This is a genomic window from Parafrankia irregularis (genome assembly GCF_001536285.1).
Classification (GTDB): Bacteria; Actinomycetota; Actinomycetes; order Frankiales; family Frankiaceae; genus Parafrankia; species Parafrankia irregularis.
Genome location: NZ_FAOZ01000043.1, coordinates 13,827 through 35,854, shown reverse-complemented (window position 1 = coordinate 35,854; position 22,028 = coordinate 13,827). Strand labels below are relative to the sequence as shown.

At 69.8% G+C, this 22,028-nt stretch carries 25 protein-coding genes; 18 read left to right on the top strand and 7 right to left on the bottom strand.

The window, feature by feature from the left end:
* Positions 1–17: 17 nt before the first annotated feature.
* Complete coding sequence (locus AWX74_RS35480; RefSeq protein ID WP_054569112.1) at positions 18–674, bottom strand: HAD family hydrolase; 657 nt, start codon at positions 672–674, stop codon at positions 18–20.
* Positions 675–906: 232 nt separating this feature from the next.
* On the opposite strand from AWX74_RS35480, the gene AWX74_RS35475 reads away from it, so the two are divergent.
* The 5 genes from AWX74_RS35475 to AWX74_RS35455 all read left to right on the top strand — a co-directional run bounded on the left by AWX74_RS35475 (position 907) and on the right by AWX74_RS35455 (position 4,980).
* The gene (locus AWX74_RS35475) at positions 907–1,755 is read left to right on the top strand and encodes a methyltransferase domain-containing protein (protein WP_091285807.1); all 849 of its coding nucleotides are present in this window, start codon (positions 907–909) and stop codon (positions 1,753–1,755) included.
* 91 nt (positions 1,756–1,846) lie between these two features.
* Positions 1,847–2,077, top strand: a complete 231-nt coding sequence (locus tag AWX74_RS35470; protein WP_063793211.1) for a DUF397 domain-containing protein — start codon at positions 1,847–1,849, stop codon at positions 2,075–2,077.
* Complete coding sequence (locus AWX74_RS35465; RefSeq protein WP_054569110.1) at positions 2,074–3,234, top strand: class I SAM-dependent methyltransferase; 1,161 nt, start codon at positions 2,074–2,076, stop codon at positions 3,232–3,234. Before AWX74_RS35470 ends, AWX74_RS35465 begins: the two co-directional genes overlap by 4 nt.
* A gap of 349 nt (positions 3,235–3,583) precedes the next feature.
* Positions 3,584–4,093, top strand: coding sequence for an NUDIX hydrolase (locus tag AWX74_RS35460; RefSeq protein ID WP_054569109.1), 510 nt, complete (start codon positions 3,584–3,586; stop codon positions 4,091–4,093).
* A gap of 47 nt (positions 4,094–4,140) precedes the next feature.
* Positions 4,141–4,980: a hypothetical protein gene (locus tag AWX74_RS35455; RefSeq protein ID WP_054569108.1), complete on the top strand. Its 840-nt coding sequence runs from the start codon at positions 4,141–4,143 to the stop codon at positions 4,978–4,980.
* 173 nt (positions 4,981–5,153) lie between these two features.
* Here AWX74_RS35455 and AWX74_RS35450 read toward each other — a convergent pair whose 3' ends face one another.
* The 3 genes from AWX74_RS35450 to AWX74_RS35440 all read right to left on the bottom strand — a co-directional run bounded on the left by AWX74_RS35450 (position 5,154) and on the right by AWX74_RS35440 (position 7,436).
* Positions 5,154–5,564 carry a TSCPD domain-containing protein gene (locus AWX74_RS35450; RefSeq protein WP_193209794.1) on the bottom strand — a complete coding sequence of 137 codons (411 nt, stop codon included), beginning with the start codon at positions 5,562–5,564 and terminating at the stop codon, positions 5,154–5,156.
* 245 nt (positions 5,565–5,809) lie between these two features.
* Positions 5,810–6,346 (bottom strand): ASCH domain-containing protein, encoded by a 537-nt coding sequence (locus AWX74_RS35445; RefSeq protein WP_200931383.1) that lies wholly within the window; start codon positions 6,344–6,346, stop codon positions 5,810–5,812.
* Positions 6,347–6,500: 154 nt separating this feature from the next.
* A complete protein-coding gene (locus AWX74_RS35440) occupies positions 6,501–7,436 on the bottom strand; it encodes a hypothetical protein (RefSeq protein ID WP_131799621.1) in 936 nt (311 codons plus the stop codon).
* Between the two features lie 740 nt (positions 7,437–8,176).
* Between AWX74_RS35440 and AWX74_RS35435 the strand changes: the two genes are divergently transcribed.
* From AWX74_RS35435 to AWX74_RS35390, 11 genes are all read left to right on the top strand, one after another.
* Positions 8,177–8,488, top strand: a complete 312-nt coding sequence (locus AWX74_RS35435; protein ID WP_054569106.1) for a hypothetical protein — start codon at positions 8,177–8,179, stop codon at positions 8,486–8,488.
* A gap of 67 nt (positions 8,489–8,555) precedes the next feature.
* A complete protein-coding gene (locus AWX74_RS35430; RefSeq protein WP_054569105.1) occupies positions 8,556–8,912 on the top strand; it encodes a hypothetical protein in 357 nt (118 codons plus the stop codon).
* Entirely contained in the window at positions 8,909–9,502 is a 594-nt protein-coding gene (locus AWX74_RS35425) for an ATP-binding protein (protein ID WP_054569104.1), read from the top strand. The genes AWX74_RS35430 and AWX74_RS35425 overlap by 4 nt, the downstream gene beginning before the upstream one ends.
* A 113-nt stretch (positions 9,503–9,615) precedes the next feature.
* Positions 9,616–10,464 (top strand): phosphoenolpyruvate carboxykinase (ATP), encoded by an 849-nt coding sequence (locus AWX74_RS39285; RefSeq protein ID WP_054569103.1) that lies wholly within the window; start codon positions 9,616–9,618, stop codon positions 10,462–10,464.
* Positions 10,457–11,170: an HAD family hydrolase gene (locus tag AWX74_RS35420; RefSeq protein ID WP_054569102.1), complete on the top strand. Its 714-nt coding sequence runs from the start codon at positions 10,457–10,459 to the stop codon at positions 11,168–11,170. Before AWX74_RS39285 ends, AWX74_RS35420 begins: the two co-directional genes overlap by 8 nt.
* Entirely contained in the window at positions 11,167–12,057 is an 891-nt protein-coding gene (locus tag AWX74_RS35415) for an MDR/zinc-dependent alcohol dehydrogenase-like family protein (protein ID WP_054569101.1), read from the top strand. Before AWX74_RS35420 ends, AWX74_RS35415 begins: the two co-directional genes overlap by 4 nt.
* Complete coding sequence (locus AWX74_RS35410; RefSeq protein WP_054569100.1) at positions 12,054–12,860, top strand: apurinic/apyrimidinic endonuclease family protein; 807 nt, start codon at positions 12,054–12,056, stop codon at positions 12,858–12,860. Before AWX74_RS35415 ends, AWX74_RS35410 begins: the two co-directional genes overlap by 4 nt.
* Positions 12,857–13,993 carry a glycosyltransferase gene (locus AWX74_RS35405; RefSeq protein WP_054569099.1) on the top strand — a complete coding sequence of 379 codons (1,137 nt, stop codon included), beginning with the start codon at positions 12,857–12,859 and terminating at the stop codon, positions 13,991–13,993. Before AWX74_RS35410 ends, AWX74_RS35405 begins: the two co-directional genes overlap by 4 nt.
* Positions 13,990–15,042 carry a phosphotransferase enzyme family protein gene (locus AWX74_RS35400; RefSeq protein ID WP_054569098.1) on the top strand — a complete coding sequence of 351 codons (1,053 nt, stop codon included), beginning with the start codon at positions 13,990–13,992 and terminating at the stop codon, positions 15,040–15,042. The genes AWX74_RS35405 and AWX74_RS35400 overlap by 4 nt, the downstream gene beginning before the upstream one ends.
* Before the next feature lie 29 nt (positions 15,043–15,071).
* Positions 15,072–17,783 (top strand): hypothetical protein, encoded by a 2,712-nt coding sequence (locus AWX74_RS35395; RefSeq protein ID WP_083473596.1) that lies wholly within the window; start codon positions 15,072–15,074, stop codon positions 17,781–17,783.
* A 43-nt stretch (positions 17,784–17,826) separates the two neighbouring features.
* Positions 17,827–18,666 (top strand): hypothetical protein, encoded by an 840-nt coding sequence (locus tag AWX74_RS35390; protein ID WP_054569096.1) that lies wholly within the window; start codon positions 17,827–17,829, stop codon positions 18,664–18,666.
* Positions 18,667–18,686: 20 nt separating this feature from the next.
* On the opposite strand, the gene AWX74_RS35385 is transcribed toward AWX74_RS35390, so the two are convergent.
* From AWX74_RS35385 to AWX74_RS35375, 3 genes are all read right to left on the bottom strand, one after another.
* Positions 18,687–19,223 carry an NUDIX domain-containing protein gene (locus AWX74_RS35385; protein WP_200931382.1) on the bottom strand — a complete coding sequence of 179 codons (537 nt, stop codon included), beginning with the start codon at positions 19,221–19,223 and terminating at the stop codon, positions 18,687–18,689.
* Positions 19,224–19,357: 134 nt separating this feature from the next.
* Positions 19,358–19,897, bottom strand: coding sequence for a P-loop nucleotide/nucleoside kinase family protein (locus AWX74_RS35380; RefSeq protein WP_235498214.1), 540 nt, complete (start codon positions 19,895–19,897; stop codon positions 19,358–19,360).
* Between the two features lie 8 nt (positions 19,898–19,905).
* Positions 19,906–20,262: a VOC family protein gene (locus tag AWX74_RS35375; RefSeq protein WP_054569095.1), complete on the bottom strand. Its 357-nt coding sequence runs from the start codon at positions 20,260–20,262 to the stop codon at positions 19,906–19,908.
* A 71-nt stretch (positions 20,263–20,333) separates the two neighbouring features.
* Here AWX74_RS35375 and AWX74_RS35370 point away from each other — a divergent pair, with 71 nt between their 5' ends.
* Entirely contained in the window at positions 20,334–20,921 is a 588-nt protein-coding gene (locus tag AWX74_RS35370) for an NUDIX hydrolase (RefSeq protein WP_200931381.1), read from the top strand.
* 314 nt (positions 20,922–21,235) lie between these two features.
* Entirely contained in the window at positions 21,236–21,766 is a 531-nt protein-coding gene (locus AWX74_RS41000; protein ID WP_054569094.1) for a P-loop nucleotide/nucleoside kinase family protein, read from the top strand.
* The last annotated feature ends 262 nt before the right edge of the window (positions 21,767–22,028 follow it).

Genomic DNA, 22,028 nt, shown 5'->3' with positions numbered 1-22,028 from the left:
CCTCACCCCGGGGGGTGTCAGCGCGCCGCGTTGTGGGCGCGCACCAGATCGGGGAGGTCGACCAGCGAGTCGAGGTGGAACAGGCAGCCGTCGGCAACGGCCGGCTCGGTGAGGATGTGGCCCCACGGGCCCCGGCGCACCAGCGCGGTCGCCAAACCGGCGGCCTGCGCGGGGCGGATGTCGTTGTCGAGCCGGTCCCCGACGTACAGGATCTCCCCGGCCGGGCAGCCCGCCTCGGCGATCAGGCGCTGGAAGAAGCCCGCCGCGGGTTTCTCCACACCCCAGCCGTCCGAGGTGCCGATCACGTCGACGGGCAGGTCCAACGCCCGCAGGAGGGTTTCGGCGCGGGCGGTCTGGTTACCCGCCAGCCCGACCCGCAGGCCGTCGGCGCGTAGCGCCGCCAGGCAGGGCCGGGCGTCGGCGTACAGGTCGTCCTCACCGAACGACTCCGGCCGCCCGGCCGCCGCGCGCCGTTCCCGTTCCACCTGGAGGTCGAACCCGGGCCGGAACACCTGGAACACCAGCCGGTAGTCCAACCCGCGGGCGATCACCGCGCCGAACACGGCGGAGAACGTGTGCCGCGGCACCCCCAGCCAGTCCGCCCACGTCCCGTACTCCCGGGACTCGTCCACGATCGTCTCCCCGACGTCGAAGAACACTGATCCGATCGGCACGCGGTGCCCTCCAGGCTGGTCGAACAGGGAATGGTCGCAACGTTTCGGGGGAAACTACCGAAGGCCGCCACCTTCCGTCGTCGACCGGTCGCGGTTGGACGGAGAGTGGACGGTACCGCCCGCACCGGGGGCCGGGTTTCCTGGACAGGCCGGAGAACGGGCGGGCCCGCAAGCCCGGATATCCCAGCCGCTCCGCCCGGCCAAGGCGATCACGTTCGGGAGGGCGGATGCGATGCGTATGACGGAGCCGGCGCAGGCGTGGCCCACGCCCGGCTGGGCCGCGGGAACGACGTCGGTCGACCAGCGCCGCGCGCAGGTCGAATGCGCCCAGATCCTCGACGACGCCGGCATCAGGCCCGGTGAGCATGTCGTCAACCTCGGCGACGAGACCGCGCTGCTCACCTTGGAGGCGCTGCGACGCGTCGGCCCCGAGGGCACCGTGTCGACCGTCACCCCGCGGGTGCCCGTGATCCGGCAGGCGAGGCCGATGCCCGGCGCAGGCACTGTCCGCTGGATCGGTACGGACCCGTTCACCCTGGACCTGCCATCCGCGTCGGCGCAGGTCGTCGTCGCCAACCGGGTGTTCGCCTACCGCGCGCCGCTGCGCGGCCTGATGGCCGAGGCCGCGCGGGTCCTCGAGGTGGGCGGGCGCCTGTCGATCCGCGAGCCGCTGCACGCCGAACAACGGGTGGAGCTCGACTGGCAGGGCATCGACCCGTCCGAGGTCGATCTCGTCCACACCGCCGTCGGGAACGCGACCCCCGCGCTACGCGCCGCGCGCCGCCTCAGCGAACGCGGACTCGTCCTCGCGGGCCAGCTGACAGGCCTGGACGCCGGGCTTCCCCGCTGCGACTGGGTCCATGTGGATCTCCGGGAAGTCGACGCGGTGAAGGCCTACCTCTCCCGCCCTGTCACACCCGGTGGCCCGTCCACGGCACAGCTGATGAGAAGCACGATCACAGACCAGCGGCTCGTCGGCAGGTACGAACAGGCCCTCGTCCGGGGCGCGGAGCACAGCGGTGTGCGCATCACCTTGCCGGTGATGCGCCTCACCGCCGTCCGTCGGGCCCTGCCCCGATAACACCCCTCACCTCCCACCATCCGGCCAGGCCCACGCTGTCCCGCGCGGCGCGAGGCCGGCCGTCCCCTCACCCGCCTGAGCGAAGGAAACCGTGTCCCGATCCCTCACCAACACCCCGGTTCTCTCCACGCTGGAGTGGCGGCGGCCCTCCCACCCCGCGCACCCGGCCTCCGACGTCCTCGAGGTGGCAGTCGACGGCACCCGCGTCCTGATCCGCTCTGGTCTCGGCCCGGCGCTGCGCAGCTCACCGGCCGCGCTCGCCAACTTCGTGCAGGCGGCGAAAGACGGCGACTTCGACGACCTGCTGCCCACGGCGCCATGACCGCCGGCGGCACGGCGAACACGTCGACCCGGGCGCCGCGCGCGGCGATGGTCGAGCGGATCCTCGCCACGACACCGCTGTCCGCGCCGGTGCAGGCGGCGCTGCGGACCGTGCCACGCGAGCGCTTCCTGCCCGGCCTCCCCGCCGAGGAGACGCACCGCGCCGCCGCCCGGCGCGGGTACGAGGCGTGGGCGTCGACGCCCGCCACGGTCACGGTGATGCTCGACCAGCTCGACGTCCAGCCCGGCGACCGGATCCTGGAGATCGGAGCCCCGGACGGCTACAGCACGGCGCTGTTGTCCGTGCTGACGGGCCGCTGCGGCACCGTCCTGACCACCGACTTCGACCCCGCCGCGATCCGCGGCAACACCACCGGCCTGCACACTCTGTGCCACAGCAACATCACGGTGGTCGGTGGGGACCTCACAGCCCGACCGCACCTGCCCTACGACCGTGTCCTGCTGCACGACCCGACCGGCATCCACCCGGCGCTGGCCCGGGAGGTTGCCGACGGCGGACGGCTCGTCCTCCCGCTGCGCCTACGCGGCCTCGAACGCACGGTGGCGTTCACCCGGGACCGCGACCTGCTCGTCTCCGACTCGATCCGGCCCGTCCCCGGACACACCCCACGCCCCCGGCGCACCGCGGTGTTCCTCACCGCCAGGGCACGCCTCGACGCCGCCGGCCACGACGTGGACCCCGCCGCGCTCCGGGACGCCGTCCGCGGACCCCAGCACCTCGTCCGGACCGGTGTGACCCTGCCCGCCCTCCTGATCCCGCGCCTGGACCTGGCGCTCGCCACCACCCAGCCGGTCTACGGCCGGCTGTACCTCGAGACCGTCAGCGACCAACGGGCACCGCTCGGCTCCCCGTACCCCGGCGGCGTGTCGGCGGTGTGGACCCGAGACACCCTCACCTTCCTCGACCTCGAACCCCACCCCGACAACACCGTGGAGATTCGGGCCGCCGCCTACGGCCCCGACCGACACCGGACCGCCGACCTGCTCGCCTACGACGTCCAGATCTGGGACAGCCAGCGCCGTGAAGGCCCCGATCCCCGCATCCGGATCCACCCACCCTCCAGCGCCGGGGACACCCCACGACCCGGCCAGATGGTCACGGCGGCGCGTGCCCAGGTCGTCCTCGGCTGGGAGTGACCGTCCTTCTCTGGAACAAGACGGGAGTGGCAGGCCGTCCGCATGTGATCGCCCGAGGTGCGCGATGCCACACCATCGATAGTGATCTTGTCCCCCAACGGGGGACAAGATCACCAGCGCGAGGGTCGTCGCAGATCCCGAGCAGCGCGGATGAACGGACGGATCCCCGAGGCTTGGAGAAGGCCAGCGGACGCGAGGACCTCGGCCGCGAACCGACCCACACCGATCGCACCAGGCCACAACCGTCACCCGAAAGCCCGCGCGACGGCCGGCCGACATTCCCACCGAGACCGGCTTCTTTCCGGCGCCTACTCGGCCGGCCGGCGCAGGATCCGTCTACGGTCACCAGATGGGTGACGACGGTGCGGCGTTTCGGTGGTGGCCACGGGCGATAGTCCCGCCGCACCTCCCCGTGACACAGGTCTACGGATGGCTCCTCGACACCACCGGCCGCGTGCTGCTCCAGGACATCGACGGCTGGCACAACCTGCCCGGAGGAACCCCCGAGGACCGTGACCGCGGGCTGGTCGACACCCTCGTGCGCGAAGCACGGGAGGAGAGCCAGGTCGAGATCCTCCAGCCCGTCTACCTCGGCTTCCAGGAGGTACACCGGCCCGGCCGGGCCCCGTACGCGCAGGTCCGGATGACGGCGAGGATCAGCCGGTTCGACACCCGGCGTCCGGACCCGGACGGAGGGCGGACCTACCGGCGATTGATGACCTCGCTGGCCTGCGCGCCCGGCCTGCTCGGCTGGGGCCAGCCCGCCCTCGAACAGGCGGCACAGGTACGGCGCGTGGCCGCCGTCCGGTGGGGGCTGCCCGTCACGGCCCCGACCGCGCCAGCCGGCTACATGCCCTGACCGAACCCACTGGAGATCGCGCGCCGGTCCCAGGTGAGCATCGAGGGATGACGGTGCTCGATCTGCGGGAAACCCCCGTCCCGGACGTACTCGACCACTGCACGGCAGCGCTCCGCGTGGATCTGGACCGTGCGCATCCGGCCTTCGGATGGGGCGGTAAATCGGTCGGATTCGGCACCGACCGGGGAACCTGGGTCAAGATCCAATTCCGTCCCGTGTCACGGATCAACGAACGGATCTGGGCCGGGGAGGAATGCGCCTCCGTCCTCACCGGCGTGTCGAAACCCCAACTATTGGGGTCCGTGCGGTGGGCCGACTCCTCACGGGACCTGGTGTGGCGGGCCGACGAGACGACCCGCGTCAAAGCACCCACGGTCAGCTCCACACCGGAACTGCGGACAGAACCGCAGGGCCTGTCCGACGGATGGTGGGAGACCCTGCGCGGATCACTCACCGCACTCGCCGGGGCGACCACGACCCGCGTCGCGGTCCGGCAGGACCTGATCGACAGGAGGATCTCCGAGTACGCCGGCCCGGCCGTGGACCCGAGGGTGGACGAGTGGGTGCCGGCGCACGCCGATGTGCACTGGGCGAACCTGACCGCCCCGCGCATGGTCCTGTTGGACTGGGAGGGCTGGGGCCTGGGACCGCGCGGGCTCGACGCCGCGACCCTGTTGGCGTTCTCGCTCCTCGTCCCCACGGTCGCCACCCGGGTGTCGGACCTGTTCACCGAGGACCTGTCGTGCCGATCCGGCGCCCTGGCCCGGCTGTTCATGTGCGCCGAACTCCTGAGAATGACCAGCCACCACGGCGACCACCCGGACCTGGCCGGCCCGCTGACCCGCGAAGCAGACCGCCTCGTGATCACACTGTCTGCGCCGACGTAAAGCCATCCGGCGCCGCTGCCGATCCCGCGGACGGACCCGCTCGACCGCCACCCGCCACACACGACTCGTCCGAGCTGGCCGGGGTCCGCGACGAGCTCCGCGCAGACCCCGGCCAGGCAGAAACAGGTGGCTCCCCAAGCGGACCGCGGGGAAGCCTGACGAGCCGACGCCGGCTAGAACTTTCCCCGGGCAGAGCCGCCCGCCGGTGGGAAATCCAGCGCCAGACGCCGCACCACATAGTCGATGATCGACATCGCCTGCGGGATCTCAGGATCGTCGGTCACGCCCGACGGCTCGAACCGCAGGCCGGTGAACTGCGCGACGAACGTCGCCAGCGGCACACCATGCGCCAGACCCGTCGAGATCGCCGACGAGATGGTCTCCGCCATCCCCCTCAGCGTGGACCCCTGCTTCGCCATGATCAGATGAATGTCCGCCAGCGACCCATCGGCATGCACCGAGGTGATGAGGAAACCGTAGGCACCGCCGACGGTGAAGGCCCTCGTCACGGACCGCCGATGGCGCGGCGCCCGCCGTACCATCCCTCCGGACGTGTGGGTTTCCCTCGTCAGCGTCGCGTCCACCAGGCAATTCCTCTCGATTGACACGTTCATCCTGCACAGCCACATCCAACGGCAACCACAACCAGTAGCGGCATCGCATAACGAGAAGTGCGAGATGTTGTGGTCGGACCGCGATGCCAGCATAAGGCAGCGGAGAATCCCGCTTCGTAGCGCAGGCATCGGCCCGTACACTCTCGTCCGGCCGTGCATCGCAGTCATAGCCGGATATCCCTCCAGGGGGATCCGGCGCCGCCACCGCGGCGGCATCAGTGATGATGCACGGACATCTCGCGCAGCGGGCTGTCCGCCGCGATCTTCTCGCACACCGCCAACAGCCGCGGATGCCCCCTCAACCGGACATAACCCTGCGGCGGATGGAACCCACCCGGCTCGGTCCGCAGCTCCTCGACGGACCGGCCCGAGTACTCGGTGACACCCAGGATCGGAATCGCGAAGGCCCGCTCCAGGTCCCGCACGTACTCCAACACGCTCGCGCCGTTACCCACCCGGGCCCGCTCCGCGATCGCCGCGACCCGCTCCGGCGCATCCACCACCGCCGGCCCCAGATCGATGACCGCCGCCAGCCGCGACACCGGCGCGTTCAGGTAGACAAACCAGCGAACCGGGCGGCCCTCCAGGAACCGGCGCCGGAACTCGTGCGTCTTCAGCCCCTGCCAGATCAGCTCGTAGTACTCGGCGTGCAACGCCATCAGCACCGGCTCGGCAGCCATCACCTCACCGGTCGACGCCGAACAGACCCGGCTGCTGCATGCCGTCCCGCCCATGCCCTCCAGGCCCGTCACAAGAACTCATCGTGCCCGCCCCACCGTTTTCCCGTCCTACCGAGGGCAACCCAGACCACAGGTGTCCGCGCCGCAAGGACACGCCCACGGCGAAGATCAGGTAACCGACCGTTCTCCCCGGAAGATCGTCAAACCCTGAGCCTGGGGGTATCTATCAGACGATTGTGGCGGGAATGTCGAGCTTCTTGCCGAGCGCGATGACTTCCGGGGCATGCCGGTGGTCGACGGTGAGCTGGGCGTGGACACGGCGGGCTCGCTGGACGACGGTGGCCGCGGGCCAGGTGTTGGACAGGGTCAGGGCGTGGACTGCGGCGTTAGCGGCTTGTCCGGGGTCGTCCTGGCTGAGACCGCGGGCCAGGGCGCACCAAGCGAGCGCGGATCCTTCCACGTGCTCGGACGGGTAGATTTCGATCGCGTTCTGCGCGTGATGGGGGGCTACGGGGTCGTCGAGCTCGGCGAGGGTGAGTGCGTGGTAGAGCGTGCGTTCGGCGGGGTCGAAGTGGCCGGGTCCGGGGAGCCGGGTTGCCGGGAGTGGGAGTTCGTTCATCCGCTCGAGCGCGGCACGTGCGCGCGGTGGTCGGCCGGCTGCCGCCTCCGCGGACGCGAGGTAGGCGGCGAGGCGGGGCGCGGTGTACTCGTGAACATCGGGAGCGCGTAGGGCGGCTTCTGCGACCCGCGCCGCTTCGGCGTAGCGGCTGGCGTTGAACGCGCTGCACGAGCGAAGACCAGCGACGGCGCCGGACAGCAACGGGTCCTCGGCGGCGGCGGCGTACTGCTCGGCGACGACTCCGAAGGCTGTCGCGAGCCTGCGGTCACCGGAGTGGTAGCCGAGGCGGGCGAGGTAGTAGGCGTATTGGCCGGCGATCCCGGAGATCCGTGCCTGGGCTGCGGGCAGGCGGGTGGCGCGGCCGATCGACTCGGCCTGCTGGTAGCAGTCGAGGAGAGTCGCGAGGAGCTGGTCGTGGGGCGTGGACCAGTAGGACTCGGCGATGGCGGTGGTGCCTTCGTCGAGCTGGGCGACCGTCCATTCTGACGGTTGGGCCGAAAGCGCATGGGACGCATTTTCGGCGAGGGCGAGAGCAGCGGCCATGGTGGGAGCTGCTACGCCCAAACGGAGCACGTCGCGTCTGTCCGTCGCTCTCACCTCCTCGGGTCGGTGTGGTTCCACTGTGATCCCCGCGGTGGGGGGAAGTCCATCCGCGGGGATGGGAAGGCGGATGCGGATGGCGGTGTCCTCCATCACCGCTGACTGCCAGAGCGCCAGCAGCTCACCGTCCGCTTCCAACGCGCGGTCGAGGCCTTCGGATATTTCCAACGTGGGCAGAGGGACTGGTTTCCCGCCCCGGTGACCCTGGATAGCGTCTCGAACTGTGGCCCGGTCGACGGTGCGCCACGCGGTGCTCATCGCGCGTGCCAATCCGGAGATCTCCGCCTGGCGTGCCTCCCTCAGCGCCTGGGCCTGGGCGTGGTACCGGGCACGAGCTGGCCGGCCTTTCGCGTTGTCAGTCTGCACGGTGGCTCCCCTCATGCCGGCCGTGTCGGGTGAGTGGGAACTGTTCCCACCCAGGGTGGGAACAGTTCTCGATCTGTCACAGGTCTGGCGCGGAGTGTGTCATATCCCTAGCGCGGCGAGAACACTCCGGATTCCCGGTCCAGCAGAGGAGCGCATCGTGCACGTTCCCACGGAAGCGCCAGGCAGAGCGGTCGCGGGCCACCGGACCGGCAGCCCCGGCCCTGCGAAGGACACGGACCGATGCATGACGAAGGCATCACCTGCGCAGGTAGCGGCGCCGAGGCCCGCGGCTGGGCCGCCGGAACGTCCGCGGTCGAATGGTCATCCTCGAAGCCGACCCCGGCATCATCGCCCGCCGCTTCAGCGACCGCGGTGCCCACAACCGCTTCCAGCGCACTCCGGGATCCAGCCACGCCGAGGCCCACGTCTACCGCCAGGCCACCGACCGCCTGATCCAGGCCGGGTTCGACGTCCTGCGCGTCGAGTGCGGCCAGCGCCCGCCGGAGGCAGCCGCCGTCATCACGACCACCTCCCGACCTTCTGCGCACCAGCAAAGGAAATTGCGGGCTAACCGCAGGGAGCAGCAAGAACCTGGCCCCATGGCCGGGTGTGCTGGATGGCGCCTGTGATCAGTCCGGGAGTCGGCACACCCACTGTCGCTCTACCGCCTCGACCGGCCCCAATGGAAGGAGTTCCGTGCCGCAAACCTTCTACGGCTACATCTCGCTGGAAAGCGACGACGAAACCGAGATAGAACGCCTCCACGATCTTCTCACCGCCCACGCCCAGGCAGAAGGCCTGACGCTGAGCGAGATCCTCGTCGACCGCAACACGCCGCCAGGCCGGATCATCCGCGCTGGCCTCACCGTCATCCTCGACGCCCTTCTACGCACCGAAGGCTGCGGGGTCCTGATCGCAGGCCCCCACCAGTTCTCGTCGATCCCGGCGGTACGCCGAACGATCCAGAGGGAGATCGAGAGCCTCGGGGCGACGGTGCTCGTCATCCCCGGCACGCAGACCACGCAGCGGTTTCCCCTGCCCAATCCAGCGTGAACCTCCCGTCCGCCGCTTGCCCGCAGCCGACCGCCCACCTGCGGGCAAGCGTCCACCAGTTCACCGCCATCACGACCGCCCCGGCCCTGGCACGGGGCACGACAGCCCACCTGTTGGACAGCTGGGGACTTCCAGACCTCATCGAAACCAGCACACTCCTGGTGTCAGAAATCGTCACCAACGCCGTCCGCGCCACCGAAACGCCGACATACCCCGGCCCCGCCGTCATCGCCATGCGTATCAGTTGGACCGCCTCGAGCCTCATCATCGAAGTCTGGGACCGCAATCCAGCGCCACCCGTTCTTCAGACACAGTACGTCCATGACGAAAACGGCCGAGGCCTCCACGTCGTGGAAGCGTTGAGCATTGCCGCGGCCTACTATCCGGCACCCACCGGACAAGGAAAAGTCACCTGGTGCCAGATCGAGGCGCCGATACTCGCTCAAGTAGAGGAACCGAGACCGCTTCTGCCCCGCCGATGCCCCAGTGTCGCCCGAGCCGATCCCGGCATGGTTTTCGATGACCTCGCAGTGCTCGCACGCGTTCGCGACAGCCTGCGAGCACTCGATGTTCATCTGCCCCGGATGTGACCACGGCGGCAGGATCGCTGACAGATCCAGGCCACAGCCGGGTCGACGCCAAGCCGGACGACGCGACCCAGGTCGTCCGGCGAACCTCACATATGGATCAAGGAGGGTGCGCCGTGACCAGGGGCTGGTTGATCCGCAGCGCTGGCACGCGTCTGGAAGTCAAGGGCGCGCCGCACCTGGGCAGGTGGTGGCCCATACTCTCGGCACAGATCCCCGGTGTCTGCGGCCCGCCCGCCGACGGGCACGGCGGACCTGATGCGCTCAGGATCAACGACTCGGCAGGGCCGGCCGACACCCGTCGAATCATCAACGCTGGGCTCCACGTCGGGCATCTCGGTACCGAAACACTGAGCGTGCATGGGGTCGCGGTGGCAAAGGCGGGCCAGGCGATGCTGTTGATCGGCGACCACGGCGCCGGAAAGAGCCTCACCGCCCTGGGCATGATCCAATCAATGGGGTGGTCCCCGGTCGCGGGAGACACCTGCCTCGTACGACTCGACGCCCGGGGCGTCGCCGTTGTGGTGGGAGGCACCCGCGCCTTCGTCGTACGGCGCGCTGACGTGACGCGCTGGTTTCCTGCTCTCGCTTTCGCCGAACAGGACGGCGAGCTCGTGGATCTCGCCGTGAGCCTGCCCGGGTTCAGCGGTGGGGCACCCAGGCTCGCGGGCATTGTGATGGTGGCTGTCGATGGCGGAGCATTCGGGTCACCGCCGGTGGCGTGCGACGAGCGCGTGGCAATGAACGCGTTGTGTCGTGCGAGCGGCCATCTGCTGGCCAAGGTCCTCGACGATGCGGCTGCGGACCCGCTGTCGCTCCTGGAAAGCCCGGATCTGGTCCGCCGCAGGATGCAGCTGGTGCGCCTGCTCGCGTCCACCGTGCGCTGCTGGTGGGCCCGCGGCACCCCAGACGTGCTGGCGGCGGCGGTCGAGTCCCTGGCACGCGAGGGGGCCAGCCGTGGGTGAGCGAGCGGTGGCCGCGGTGGCGCTGGACTTCGGCGGCACGCTGGCCGAGCCTGGGCCGTCGCCATCCGGGCGCGATGTCGTGGCCGTGCTGGAGCATCGTCTGGGTCGTCCGAGCCCCGCGGGGCTCGAGGAGGCGGTCGAGGAGGCTCGGGCCGAGGCCAAGGCCGCGTATCGGAGAGGTGTCCAGACGCCGTGGGAGGTGATCCTCACCGCTGCGTGGCGCCGTCTGGGCCTCGAGACACCGGACCTGGCAGCGGTGGTTGCCGCCCTGTGGAGGGCCGTGCCTGATGGTGCCGTAGATCCGCGCGCCGCGCGGGCGGTCCAGGCGCTTCGCGGTACGGGACGGACGCTCGTCCTGGCGTGCAACACCCAGCGGCCGGTCGCCCACCGGCAACGCACCCTCGCCGCCGCCGGGCTGGCGGGGTGTTTCGACTCCCTCGTGCTGTCGAGCGACTTCGCGGTCGCTAAACCCGACCCCCGGTTCTATGCCGCCGTCGCCGACGCTGCCCGGGGCGAAGCCGAATGCCCGCCGGAGATGATCCTGTTCGTCGGCGACACCGTCGGCCTGGACGTCCTCGGCCCACGCGCCTTCGGGATGCGGGCCGCGTTGGTGTGCTCCGGGCCTCGGCCGCATGGCCTGCCAGGCGACACCCCAGTGATCACTCACGTGGGGGAACTCCCCGACCTCCTGGAACGGTGGCCATGACCAGGTCCACGCATGCGGGGGCCCGGATCCTCTTCCGGCGCGGTGCCGCCGTCGTCGTGCCACCCGTGTCGGTGCCACCAGGTTGGTCGACCGCGTGCTACAGCGTGGTCAGCCCCGGGACCGAACTGCGACGCCTGGCCGCCACGGTGAACGGCGCCGATCACGAGGCCGGGTACATGACGATCGTCGGTCGGCCAAGCGGTGACCAGCTGCTGATCCCCGTGCCCCACGGCGCCGCCGCCGCACCCCGTGACCCCCGTGGGCTGCCCGTGCCGCAGGGCGCCCGAGCCGAGCATGTCGCGGCTGCCCGCTTCCAGGTGATGGCCGCTCTGGGCCTGGACAGTTGGGTGGCACACTGCCGTACCCACCGCACGGTCCTGGTCCTCGGCGGTGGCCCGGTCGCGGTGGGCTGCGCTCTGGAGCTCGCCCGGCTCGGCGTGGCCCAGGTCGAGGTCGTGACCCAGCACCCGCGGCCCGCTCTGGCGACCTTGCCGGGCGTCACCGTGCTGGCCGAACCGCCGCGTGCGGCGTCGCAACCGATCGTCATCGACTGCACCGGACGAGCAGCGCAGGCTCTGACACTGACAGCGCCGGGCGGGCTTCTCGGGCTGCTGGGAACGCCGGCAACGGAGGCGGACCTGTCCGCTGCGGCCGTGCACCGACACGGCGCTGTCGTAGCAGGGATGCACGAACTCGCCGGCCACGATGGCGAGATGCGGCGGGCGATGTTCCAGACAGCGCTGCGCTGGGTCACCGCCACCGTCGACCCCGACGGTGCGCCGGGCTGGTTCGCCCGGATCCCGGGCGAGCAGGCCGGGCCGTTCTACGCCGCGCTGGCCGGGTCGCGGCGGCCCGCCGCCCCGTTCGTGATCCTGGAATGGTCATGACCGGCACACCACCGACGGCCATCGGGCTCTACAGCATCGGCATCCGCCACATCGAGCTGGAGGACCTGCTCGCACTCGCGACAGCTCACCAGCTTCCCTTTCTGCATCTGCGGGGCGGCCCGCGCGGGTTCGACGTCGCCAGACGCGACATCGCCACCCTTAGCCGTTGGGCTCGCCGATGCCGGATGGGTGTGCCGATCACCATGGTCACCGCGGACCTCGACCTGGCCGACTTCGTCCGGCCGGGCACGGAGACGTACCAGCAGGCGAGCGCCGAGCTTGACCGGCTGGGGCGCGCCGCCGCCGTGCTGGGAGCCCGCGCGGTCCGTCTGCTGGCCCGGCGCGTCCTCGACGAATGGCAGTGGTCCGACCTGGCGGTGCCGGATCTCGCTGCCCCGTACGGGCTGACCACGCTGGTCGAGTTGCATGATCCGGCGTGGTTCACGGCGGACGCGCTCACCTCAGCCGCCGCGCACCTCAAACGCACTTCGGGGCTCGAAGTCCTCATGGACACTGACCAGGTCCACCGCGCCTGGTTGTGCTCCGCCATCCCCGACGCTCTTGCCGGAAACCTGTCACAGCTCGTCCCACATACCGGGGCCGTGCACGTCAGCGACAACGGCGACGGCCTGACCGGCGCCGGCCACCGGATCGTGGCACGGACGTTCGGGGCCCTGAGTCACGACAGGTCTGTCGAGATCGCGTTCGAGTGGACGGGTGCCGACCGCGACCAGCAGAGCTGTCTGGTGCGGTACCGCCGCGCCGCCGCCTGGTGGCGCTCCGGTCTGGAGGACCGCCCATGACGACGCCGACCCGCCGATGGGTGATGATTACGGACTATCCGCGCTGGCCGAGTCCGTACTTCGCGCACCTGCACCGGCACGCCCCGCCGGCACTCCCCTTGGATTTCAGCCCGGGCCTCGCGAGCCTGAAGGCGACACATCCGCCCGGGGTGGTGAACCTTCACCGGCTCAAGCGGCTTTACCACGATCCCGCCGAGGGGGTCCGCACACCACGGGCCGCCGCCGAACTGCTGGCGGCCCTGGCCCGGCTGCGACGCGCCGGATGGCGCATCGTGTGGACGGTCCATAATCTCCACCCGATCGACGGCGGCGCGGTGACGGACACCGACGACGCCGTGGCCCAGGAGGTTCTCGGCCTCGCGGACCTCGTCCTGTGCCACACGCACGCCGACGGGGTGTCACTGCGCGCGCGAACGGGCGCGGACGTGCGGGTGGTCGGCTGGGCCGGGCTGGACGACCCCGGGCAGCCGCCGACTGGAGCCATCGCCGCGATGGTGGAGCAGGTAGGCGGCGACGAGCCGCTATTCCTGCTGATGGGCCACATCACCCGGTACAAGGACGTGCCCGCCACGGCCGCGGCCTTCCTCGCCCACACCCACCGTGCACGGCTGCTCATCGCCGGCGCCAGCCGTGATCCCGCGATATCGGCTGATCTTGGGCGCGTCGTCGCGGGTTCCGGCGGCCGGCTGATCTGGTATCCGCATCGGGTGCCCCCGGAGCAGGCCGGCCACCTCTACGCCTCCGCGCACGCCGCTGTCTGCCCCTACCGGACCGACGCAGGTTACGGCTTCTTCGCCGACGTGCTGCACCCCAGTTCGGTGACCACGGCCACCTGCTATCGGGTACCGGTGATCGCCCCCGACCTGCCCGCAGTAAGAGAAATCACCCAAGGTCACTCTCGGTGGCTGGCACCCGCCGAGGACGGCCTCGGCGGAGCGCTGGCCTCCGCCGAGGCGATGCTGACATCACCGGGACACGCCGCCGGCCCGCCGGCCCGCCGGCCGCCGGGCGAGTCGGCCAGCCGGTGGAGACGCATCGGCCAGATCTACCAGGCACTCGCCGCGGAACTGCTCCCGGGTGAGCCGCCCCCACACCGACCACGCCCACACCTGACCGGAGACCACCGTCGATGACTGATCTCACCACCGACCCGACAACCTTGATCGCTGACGTTCTCACACGCAGCTACGGGCTCACCCCTCAGCGCCTGGACCAGCTCCCCATCGGGCAGGGCACGATCAACTACCGGGCGACGTGCGCGGACGGCGACGTCTTCGTTAAGAACTACCTTCCAGGCACCGACCTGACCGGCGAGGCCGACGCGATCGAGCTGTCGGCGCTCGGCGGACAGCACGGTGTGCCGGTCGCCGAGCTGCTCCGTAACAATGCCGGCCACCTGATCGACGCCAGCACCCCCTACCCGATATCCGTGTGGGAATGGATGCCCGGGAAGGTCGTCACCACCGCGCTCACCGCGGGCCAGGCACGTGGCGCCGGCAACGCCCTCGGCCTCATCCACACCACCTTCGCGGCCCTGCCCGCGAGCGCCGCACCCTCCACGCAGGCACGCAGCTGGCTCGCCGTCGACGTCGCCGAGCTTGCCGCGACCATCGACCGCCTCACGGACATCGCCGAGGCCCGCCTCGCGACAGGCCCGGTGGACTCGTTCGACGCCGTCGCCGTCCGCACCCTCGCCGAGCGGCGACAGGTTCTCGATGAGATCCCCCGCCTCCTGGCTGACCTGCCCACGCTCACCACACAGGTCCTGCACGGCGACTACAGCCCGGTCAACCTGCTCTTCGACGACGACCGCCTCCGCGCGGTCATCGACTTCCGGCCGCCGGACCCGTTCTTCCTGGCATACGAGCTGGGCCGGGTCGCCTTCTACCCCAACACCGTCGCCACGACGACGGACTGGCTCGCCACGGCCCGCACACTGATCGAAAGCTACCTGGAGGCCAACCCCCGAGCTGCGGCCGACGACATCCGCGCCTGCGCCCGGGTCGCGCTACTGCAGCTGCTCACCAGCCTGTACGGCGTCAAGCAGCACTACCTCAAGCCGGGCCTGTTCCAGGACGCCCTCGACGAGTTCTGGCTCCATCGCCACCGGGCCGCGCGCATCCTGCTTGACCACCAAGCCGCCACCGACGCCCTTCTCCACGAGCTGACCGCACGCCGCTGACACCGCCGCCGCCCCCAGCGAGGGACATCATGACCACTCCAGCCCTGACAGCCGCACCGCGCGACCAGGAATGGCGCGTCGTGCACGGCCCGCTGAGCCCAGACGAACTACGCGCGGCGCTCGTGCAGATCACCGCCGCGCACGGACTGCCGGTCGAGTTTCCGCACCCCGACACAGCGGTCGTGCCGTTGAGCGGTGGCGCGCCAGCGGACCTCACAGTCCGCTGGCGCGCCACCTACCCGCCCGTTCCGGACGCCCAAGCCCACCCGCTGGAGTCCGAACCGCACCTTGAGATCCTGCTCGACTCCCACCCCGCTGGCGCACGGGAAGCGGCCCGGCTCATCGACGAGCTGGTGATGCGGCTACGCCGCCACAGCAGCGGCGAACTGGACCGCATCCGCGCCCATCTCCCGCTCATCGACCGGTACGCCACCACAGATCTCGGCCTCGAATGCTGGGCTCTGATCTTTCGCGATCACTACGTCGAGAACACCCTCGGCTTCCTGCTGGCCATCCACCGCGCAGGAATCCCCGCATCGAGGATCTACGCCCTCGCCAAGGGTGACCGCACCCAGCGGCGCGACCGGGTCCACGCCACCCTGCTCGCCCACGGCATCGCCAGCGCCGTCCTGGACAACACGGCCATCAACGCGCCCGAAAGCCACCACAGCGAACTGGCGGCAGCGCGGGCAGGCGTCGATGCCTTCATCGATGGCGCCCACGCCGCCGGATGCCGGGTGCTCGTCATCGACGACGGCGGGTTCATCGCGCAGGGCTATGGCAGCAAGGACGCCTCCCGGCGTGTCGACGCCGCCGTCGAGCTGACCGTCTCCGGGCTCAAGCGCATCGCCGCCGCCGGGCCATTGGCGATCCCAGTGCTCAATCTCGCCCGCTCCGAGCTCAAGACCCGGCTCGGCTACCCGGAGATCGCGGACTCCTGCGCCCGCCGCCTACGCAGCCTGCTGGCCGCCCACAAGATCATCGGACGCCAGGTGCTCGTGATCGGTTTCGGCGAGCTCGGCTCCCGGCTCGCCGGGAACCTGCGCGCCCAAGGCGCCCAGGTCCACATCGTCGACACTGACCCGCTCGCTCTCATCCTCGCCGCCGAGTCGGGCTACCCCACCCACCGCCGTGTCGCCGATGCACTACGCGCGACAGCCCCGTTCCTCATCGTTGGCACCACGGGGGATGACGCCCTGACCACCGCGGACCTGGCGCTCCTGCGCGACGACGTGTTCCTCGCGCCCTTCGCCACCCAGGACTTCAGCCTGCTGGCCACCACCCGCTACGCAGAACAGGCCACGCCCATCCCCGGCATCGGGCGCAGGTACCGTCTCGCCGGCGGGCACCACGCCACCGTCCTCGGCGACGGCCGGTCACTCAACCTGTACGAAGCCGACGCGATACCCAACCAGGGTTACGACGCCTACCGAGCCGGCACGCTGATCGCCACCGGTTGGCTCTGCCGCACCGCTGACCAGCTCACACCTGGAGTGCACACCGAGGCCGTCGACGACCTCCTCCGATCGGCCGGGCTCTACGAGGCGTACTACGACACCTACCTCGCGGGACCGCCAGCCCGCGATCCGGCCCCGACCGGTGATGCCCGCACCACCCCGTCCGATGTCAGCGGGCTGCACGCCTGTGTCGTCGGCTACGGCGTCGCCGGACGCCTGCACTCTGAGATCCTCGCCAAAGCAGGCGCCTCGCTGACCATCCTCGATCCCAAGCACCAGGACCTTCCCCGGGGATTCCGTAGTTTCACCTCCGGCATCGACGGGCTGCCCGACGCCGTCGCGTCGGCCGTGGCGCTGTGGTCGATCTGCTGCCCCACCGCCGATCATCTGCCGGTCCTCCGCGCCATCCTGGGCCGAGACCCGGCGGCACGGATACTGCTGGAAAAGCCTGCCTGTCAGGGACACGAGATCGCGGAGCTGACCGCGTTGCTGGCAGCCCACCGTGGCGCCCGGCTGGCCCTCGTCGATCAGTACCGACACAGCCGCGCACTCGACACACTGCGTCGACTCATCGCCGAGCTGGAGCCCGACGCGCCGCTCGACCACATCGGCATCACGTTCAGCAAGGACCGCACCGCCGACATCGCCCGCGGTCGCTTCGTCGATCGCTCCTACGGCGTGCTCGGCTACGAATGGCTGCACATGCTCACCGCGCTGCGCCAGTTTCTGCCCGCCGACGCCTGGGCCACCTACCTCGGCGACGACCCGCGGCGCTGCGAGCTGACCGCCACCTACGACCCGCGCATGTTCGTCTCCGCGCTGACCGAAAGATCGACCCTCGCCGTCGACGGCCATGCCACAAGCCTCGAACTCGCCTCGACGATCACCGGGTCTACCATCGTCCTCGGCGGCGCGCCCAGGACCGGACAGGTCAGCGACCGCCACTGGAGCCGAGGCCGGCGGCCCTCCGACGACAGGCACCGCCACATCACCGTGCACGCCGGGCGAACCAGATTCACCGCACACCTCGACCCCGTCACTGCCCCGGACGGCTGGCAGCTCGACCGCAACCAGCACCGGATCACCGCCCACCAGGACGGCCGTCTCCTGCACGACACGGTCATCGACGACTCGCCACTGCACACCGCCGTCGGTGAAGCGGTATCCCGCCTTCTCAGCGAGGATCCCCTGCCACGGCCGGACCTGGCCCCACTGACGCGCATCGCCTCCCTCGCCCAGTTCCTCCGCGCCCAGCAACCCACCATCGCGCTCACGGCGAACTGAGCGGCCACCACAGCCCGATATCCCCAGATCCTCGGAGACGCTCATGGTGACCCTCTGCATACGGCTCGACGACATTCACAGCGGCACCCCGCCGCACCTGCTCACACTGCTCGACCGGGACGTCTGGCGCGGCCGGCCCATCGTGCTGGGCGTCGTTCCTTTCCCCGCCTCAGGATGTCTCGGCGAGGCAGCGACTCGCCGCGAAGCCTGCGGACACCCACGCCGCTCCCTCGCGGACCGCGGCCTGCGTACCTATTTCGACCAGCAACTCAGCCTCGGGAAGGCGGACATCGCGGTCCATGGACTCACCCATGCCGACCACCCAACCGCTCACGGCCCCGGCACACCCGAACTCGTCGCCCCCAGCCGTAGACGGGTGGATCTACTCCTGCAGGTGTTGCGCGCTTTCCGCGACGATCTCGGCACGTCGACGCTCATACCACCGCACAACTTCATCGACGAGACAGTGGCCGCTCGCTGCACGACCGCGGGGTTCCACCTCAGCCGTGCCCTTATGAACCACGAAGTCCAGGCCCTCGGCCTTGATCCCGACCAGCCGGAAGACCGCGCAGAGGCAAAACGGCGACGCCCCTGCTACACAGCAGGCTCGGCAACGGTGATCTACCAGACCACGTCGGTATCACCCAGAAACATGCGCCAGAACACTCCACGTGAAATCGCGGCATTCGTGATGAACATCGCCAAGCCAGCCGGGATGGGAGTAATCACCTTCCACTGGTGGGACTTTCTCCACGACAACGGCACGATCAACGAAGCCTTCGCCACGTTTGCATCCCATTTCCTGGATGCCTGCCAGCATCTCGGCGCAGACAGCTTTACCAGCATCGCCGACCTCGCGCGCACAGCCTGCGGATCTCGGTGAGTGTCGCGTTCAGGCTGGCGTCACCCGGCACCGAATTGATCATCACAGCGCCGGCTCCCGGCCGCAGCGAGGAGCGCCGCGCGGTTCTCGCTGATGAAATCCTTGATCTTCGCGGGCCTGAGGTCGTACTCGGCGAGCTGATCAAGCGGTATCCGCTCCACCTCATAGCCGCCCCGGCCGGCGTCGGCGTACTCATCACCGGATCGCAACGACGCATCGAGCCTGATCAAACGAGCCGCGAAGAAGTACTGCACGGACTGGCCGCCATCAGCTGGTGTCGTTACCAGCGTCACCTCCTGACCCACGACAGCCGTCGCGCCCAGTTCCTCCAGCAGCTCACGCTCCAGCGCCGCCTGCCTGCTCGGATCGTCCGACTCGATCCCTCCGCCCGGCGTCGTCCAGTACGGCGCCGCCCCGGGCTTGGTCCGTTTGATCGTCACCAGCCGGGCCTCGTCATCGATCAACACCGCACGAGCCGACCTGCGCACAATCGGCACCACCGGCCTCGATGCCATCGTGACCTCCTGCTCTAATGCCACCTGGCCTATTTTGATCATGCTGCTGTCTGGGGTTCTCACGGGGTTGGCGGGCTCTGATGTCCGCTGGTCTTCGAAGCGGGGGCAAAGGCACTGGCCTAGCCAGTGGGCTTCCGCTCAACCAGGTTGGCAGTCACCGTGCCCAAGGTGGCTGATCAGAACGATCCGGGTTCGATGATCTCCTCGCCCTCGCGGTGAGGGGCCTCAAAGCGGGCGTAGAAGTCGTCGAGCGCGGACTCCGTCACCGTCAGCGCGTTCGCATCGTCCCGCAGGTTCCGCGCCGCCAGGCGCCGCAGTAGTTCCGGATGGGGGACGGGAAAGTACAGCAGCCGCCACTGCCCGCCGGCGTCCTCGACGACCTGTTTCCACTCCCGACGGGTGGAACGCAGCCATAGGCCGTGGTCCAGCACGACGTCCCGCCCCGCTACGACCAGTTCGACGAGGCGGGCACGCACCTCGGTGATGACCGGGGCCTCCAGAGCGAAGTAGTCCCGCTCCAGGTAGTCCACGCCGTATCGGCCGTGCCGGGCATGGACGAGCTCGTCCACGGACAGTCGGACCGCGCCGGCGGGCTCCAGTCGCCAGGTCGCGTAGGTGGTTTTACCCGACCCGGTCAGACCAACTAGCAGGTAGACCACCGGTTCGGCTTTCCCCTCGGAGCCGTTCCCTCGGGCCGGTACCGATGTCTCCACCACGTCGCCGATCATGGTCCTTCGAGGCCGATGACGGTCCCGAACGGGTCGATGATCTGGCAGATCCTTCGTCCTGCCGACACGGTGAGCGGGCCGCGATGGTGAACGCAGCCCGCGGTGAGGAGGCGCCCGCGGGTGGCGTCGAGGTCGGTGACGGCCCAGTAGACGACGGGTGACCCGCCGCGGGGGTTGCGGTCGTCGTCGGCCTGGTGGAAACCGATCTCCACGCCGGCGACGGTGAGCCAGGCGTAGACCGACTCCCCGTCGACGTCGAGATGAACCTCGGCGCCAAGCAGGCCTGCCCACCAGCGTGCGGATCTCTCGGGGTCCACGGCGAAGGTCATGACGGTGGTGACGGGACCGAACATCGGTGGCTCTCCGCAGGCAGGCGATGCTCTGGAGAGGCTACCCAGTCGTGTCCGTTGGCGAGGTCGGTCCGGTGGCACCGGAACCCATCGGGGAAACCACGACGTACACCCTGGCGATCGTCCAGGCATCGCGGCCTCGGCGCCGTGGGCACCGGTACCTCGTCGGGCGGGACGAAGCCGGCTGCCAGACTGGCGCCATGCGCACCCCGCCGCTGCGGAAGGCGGCCCGAGCCGTCGTTCTTGACCCCGACCAGCGTGTCCTGCTGCTCCACTACGACGAGAACGACGGCTTCTGGGCCAGCCCGGGCGGGGGCCTGGAACCGGGCGAGGACTACCCCACCGCCGTGCTCCGGGAACTACGCGAGGAACTCGGCGCCGAGAAGGTCGACCTCAGCGCCCAGATCGCCGAACGCAGCACGCATCACCCGGTCGGCGGCCTCACGGTCCGCCAGGTCGAGAAGTACTTCCTCTCGCGTATCGCACCCGGCGACATCGACCCGGACCGAGCCACCCAGACAGACAACATCCGATCCCACCGCTGGTGGACGCTGGAGAACCTGCGGACCACCCGCGAGACGGTCTACCCTCACGGCCTCAGCGAACTCGTCACCTGGGTACTCGCCGAAGGCCCACCCGAGAAGCCGATGATCCTGCGTTGACCCGTGCCCTGGAGGACTCCGCAGTGTGCCCCGTCTCCAGCTCAGGCCTCGTCAGCGGACCTCGCGCGAGGAGCTGGTCATCCTTCCAGGCGCGTAGACGCATCAGCCGGCGTCGTAGCCGCGGATCACCTGCTCGGTCATGACCGGCGGAGGCGCGCAGGGCAGCCGTCGCCGCGTACCCGGCCCGCTCCCCGGGCGAGGGCACCGTCGGCGGCTGTCTCCTCCGGACCGCCGTCGCTGTTCAACTCGCCGGAGCGCATCCACCGCATCAGACGGGCATCGACCAGCCGATAAAGTACGATCAAGGAATCCTTGTGATCATTTGGATTAACGGTCCGTTCGGAGTCGGGAAAACCACCACGGCGGATGCGCTGAAGGCCCTCATCCCACACGCGATCGTCTTCGACCCCGAAGAGATAGGTTTCCTGCTCCGCGACCTCATCCCTGTCCCGACCGGCGACTTCCAGGACCTTCCTGCGTGGCGGCGCCTCACGATCGCTACCATCGCAGAAGTCGTCGAGTCCACCAGCAGAACCGTCATCGCTCCCATGACCCTCCTGGAAGAGGCATACGCGGAGGAAATCTTCGCCGGACTCGCGAAAAGGAGCCTGGACACCCTTCACGTCGCTCTCCACGCGGACCAACACGCCCTCCGGGAAAGAATCGTCATGCACGATCTGTTCCCCGGCGACCCGGAACGAAGCAGCGCCGCCCGCGACTGGCGCCTGAGCCACCTCGCCACCTACAGCGAGGCACTGCCATGGATCACATCCCGCGCCCACCTCATCGATACCACCGATCTCGCACCGGCGGAGACCGCCCAGGCCATTCTGGCAGTCCCCTAGAACTATCGGCGCCTGCACCGCCTCGAAAGCCGCCCTCGAAGGACTCATCCGCGCCCTCGCCATCGAAATCGCCCCACACACCCACCGCAACACCATCGTGCCCGGCATCATCCCCCTCGATCAGGCATCACGCGATCCACGGATCTCGCCCCTATCGTCACCCTGTCGCATGTCAGTGCCACAGAGTTCGACGAGGGGGCCATGCCGGATCACCGCGCCGTACGCCAGCATGGTCGTACCGGCTTCGCTGCGCCTGATCCCC

Coding starts and splice junctions, on each gene's coding strand:
- AWX74_RS35415 (WP_054569101.1), top strand. CDS start 11,167: ATGACCAGGTCCACGCATGCGGGGGCCCGGATCCTCTTCCGGCGCGGT.
- AWX74_RS35390 (WP_054569096.1), top strand. CDS start 17,827: ATGGTGACCCTCTGCATACGGCTCGACGACATTCACAGCGGCACCCCG.
- AWX74_RS35455 (WP_054569108.1), top strand. CDS start 4,141: ATGACGGTGCTCGATCTGCGGGAAACCCCCGTCCCGGACGTACTCGAC.
- AWX74_RS35410 (WP_054569100.1), top strand. CDS start 12,054: ATGACCGGCACACCACCGACGGCCATCGGGCTCTACAGCATCGGCATC.
- AWX74_RS35400 (WP_054569098.1), top strand. CDS start 13,990: ATGACTGATCTCACCACCGACCCGACAACCTTGATCGCTGACGTTCTC.
- AWX74_RS35440 (WP_131799621.1), bottom strand. CDS start 7,436: ATGGCCGCTGCTCTCGCCCTCGCCGAAAATGCGTCCCATGCGCTTTCG.
- AWX74_RS35405 (WP_054569099.1), top strand. CDS start 12,857: ATGACGACGCCGACCCGCCGATGGGTGATGATTACGGACTATCCGCGC.
- AWX74_RS35435 (WP_054569106.1), top strand. CDS start 8,177: ATGGTCATCCTCGAAGCCGACCCCGGCATCATCGCCCGCCGCTTCAGC.
- AWX74_RS35460 (WP_054569109.1), top strand. CDS start 3,584: ATGGGTGACGACGGTGCGGCGTTTCGGTGGTGGCCACGGGCGATAGTC.
- AWX74_RS35385 (WP_200931382.1), bottom strand. CDS start 19,223: ATGATCAAAATAGGCCAGGTGGCATTAGAGCAGGAGGTCACGATGGCA.
- AWX74_RS35465 (WP_054569110.1), top strand. CDS start 2,074: ATGACCGCCGGCGGCACGGCGAACACGTCGACCCGGGCGCCGCGCGCG.
- AWX74_RS35395 (WP_083473596.1), top strand. CDS start 15,072: ATGACCACTCCAGCCCTGACAGCCGCACCGCGCGACCAGGAATGGCGC.
- AWX74_RS35375 (WP_054569095.1), bottom strand. CDS start 20,262: ATGTTCGGTCCCGTCACCACCGTCATGACCTTCGCCGTGGACCCCGAG.
- AWX74_RS35475 (WP_091285807.1), top strand. CDS start 907: ATGCGTATGACGGAGCCGGCGCAGGCGTGGCCCACGCCCGGCTGGGCC.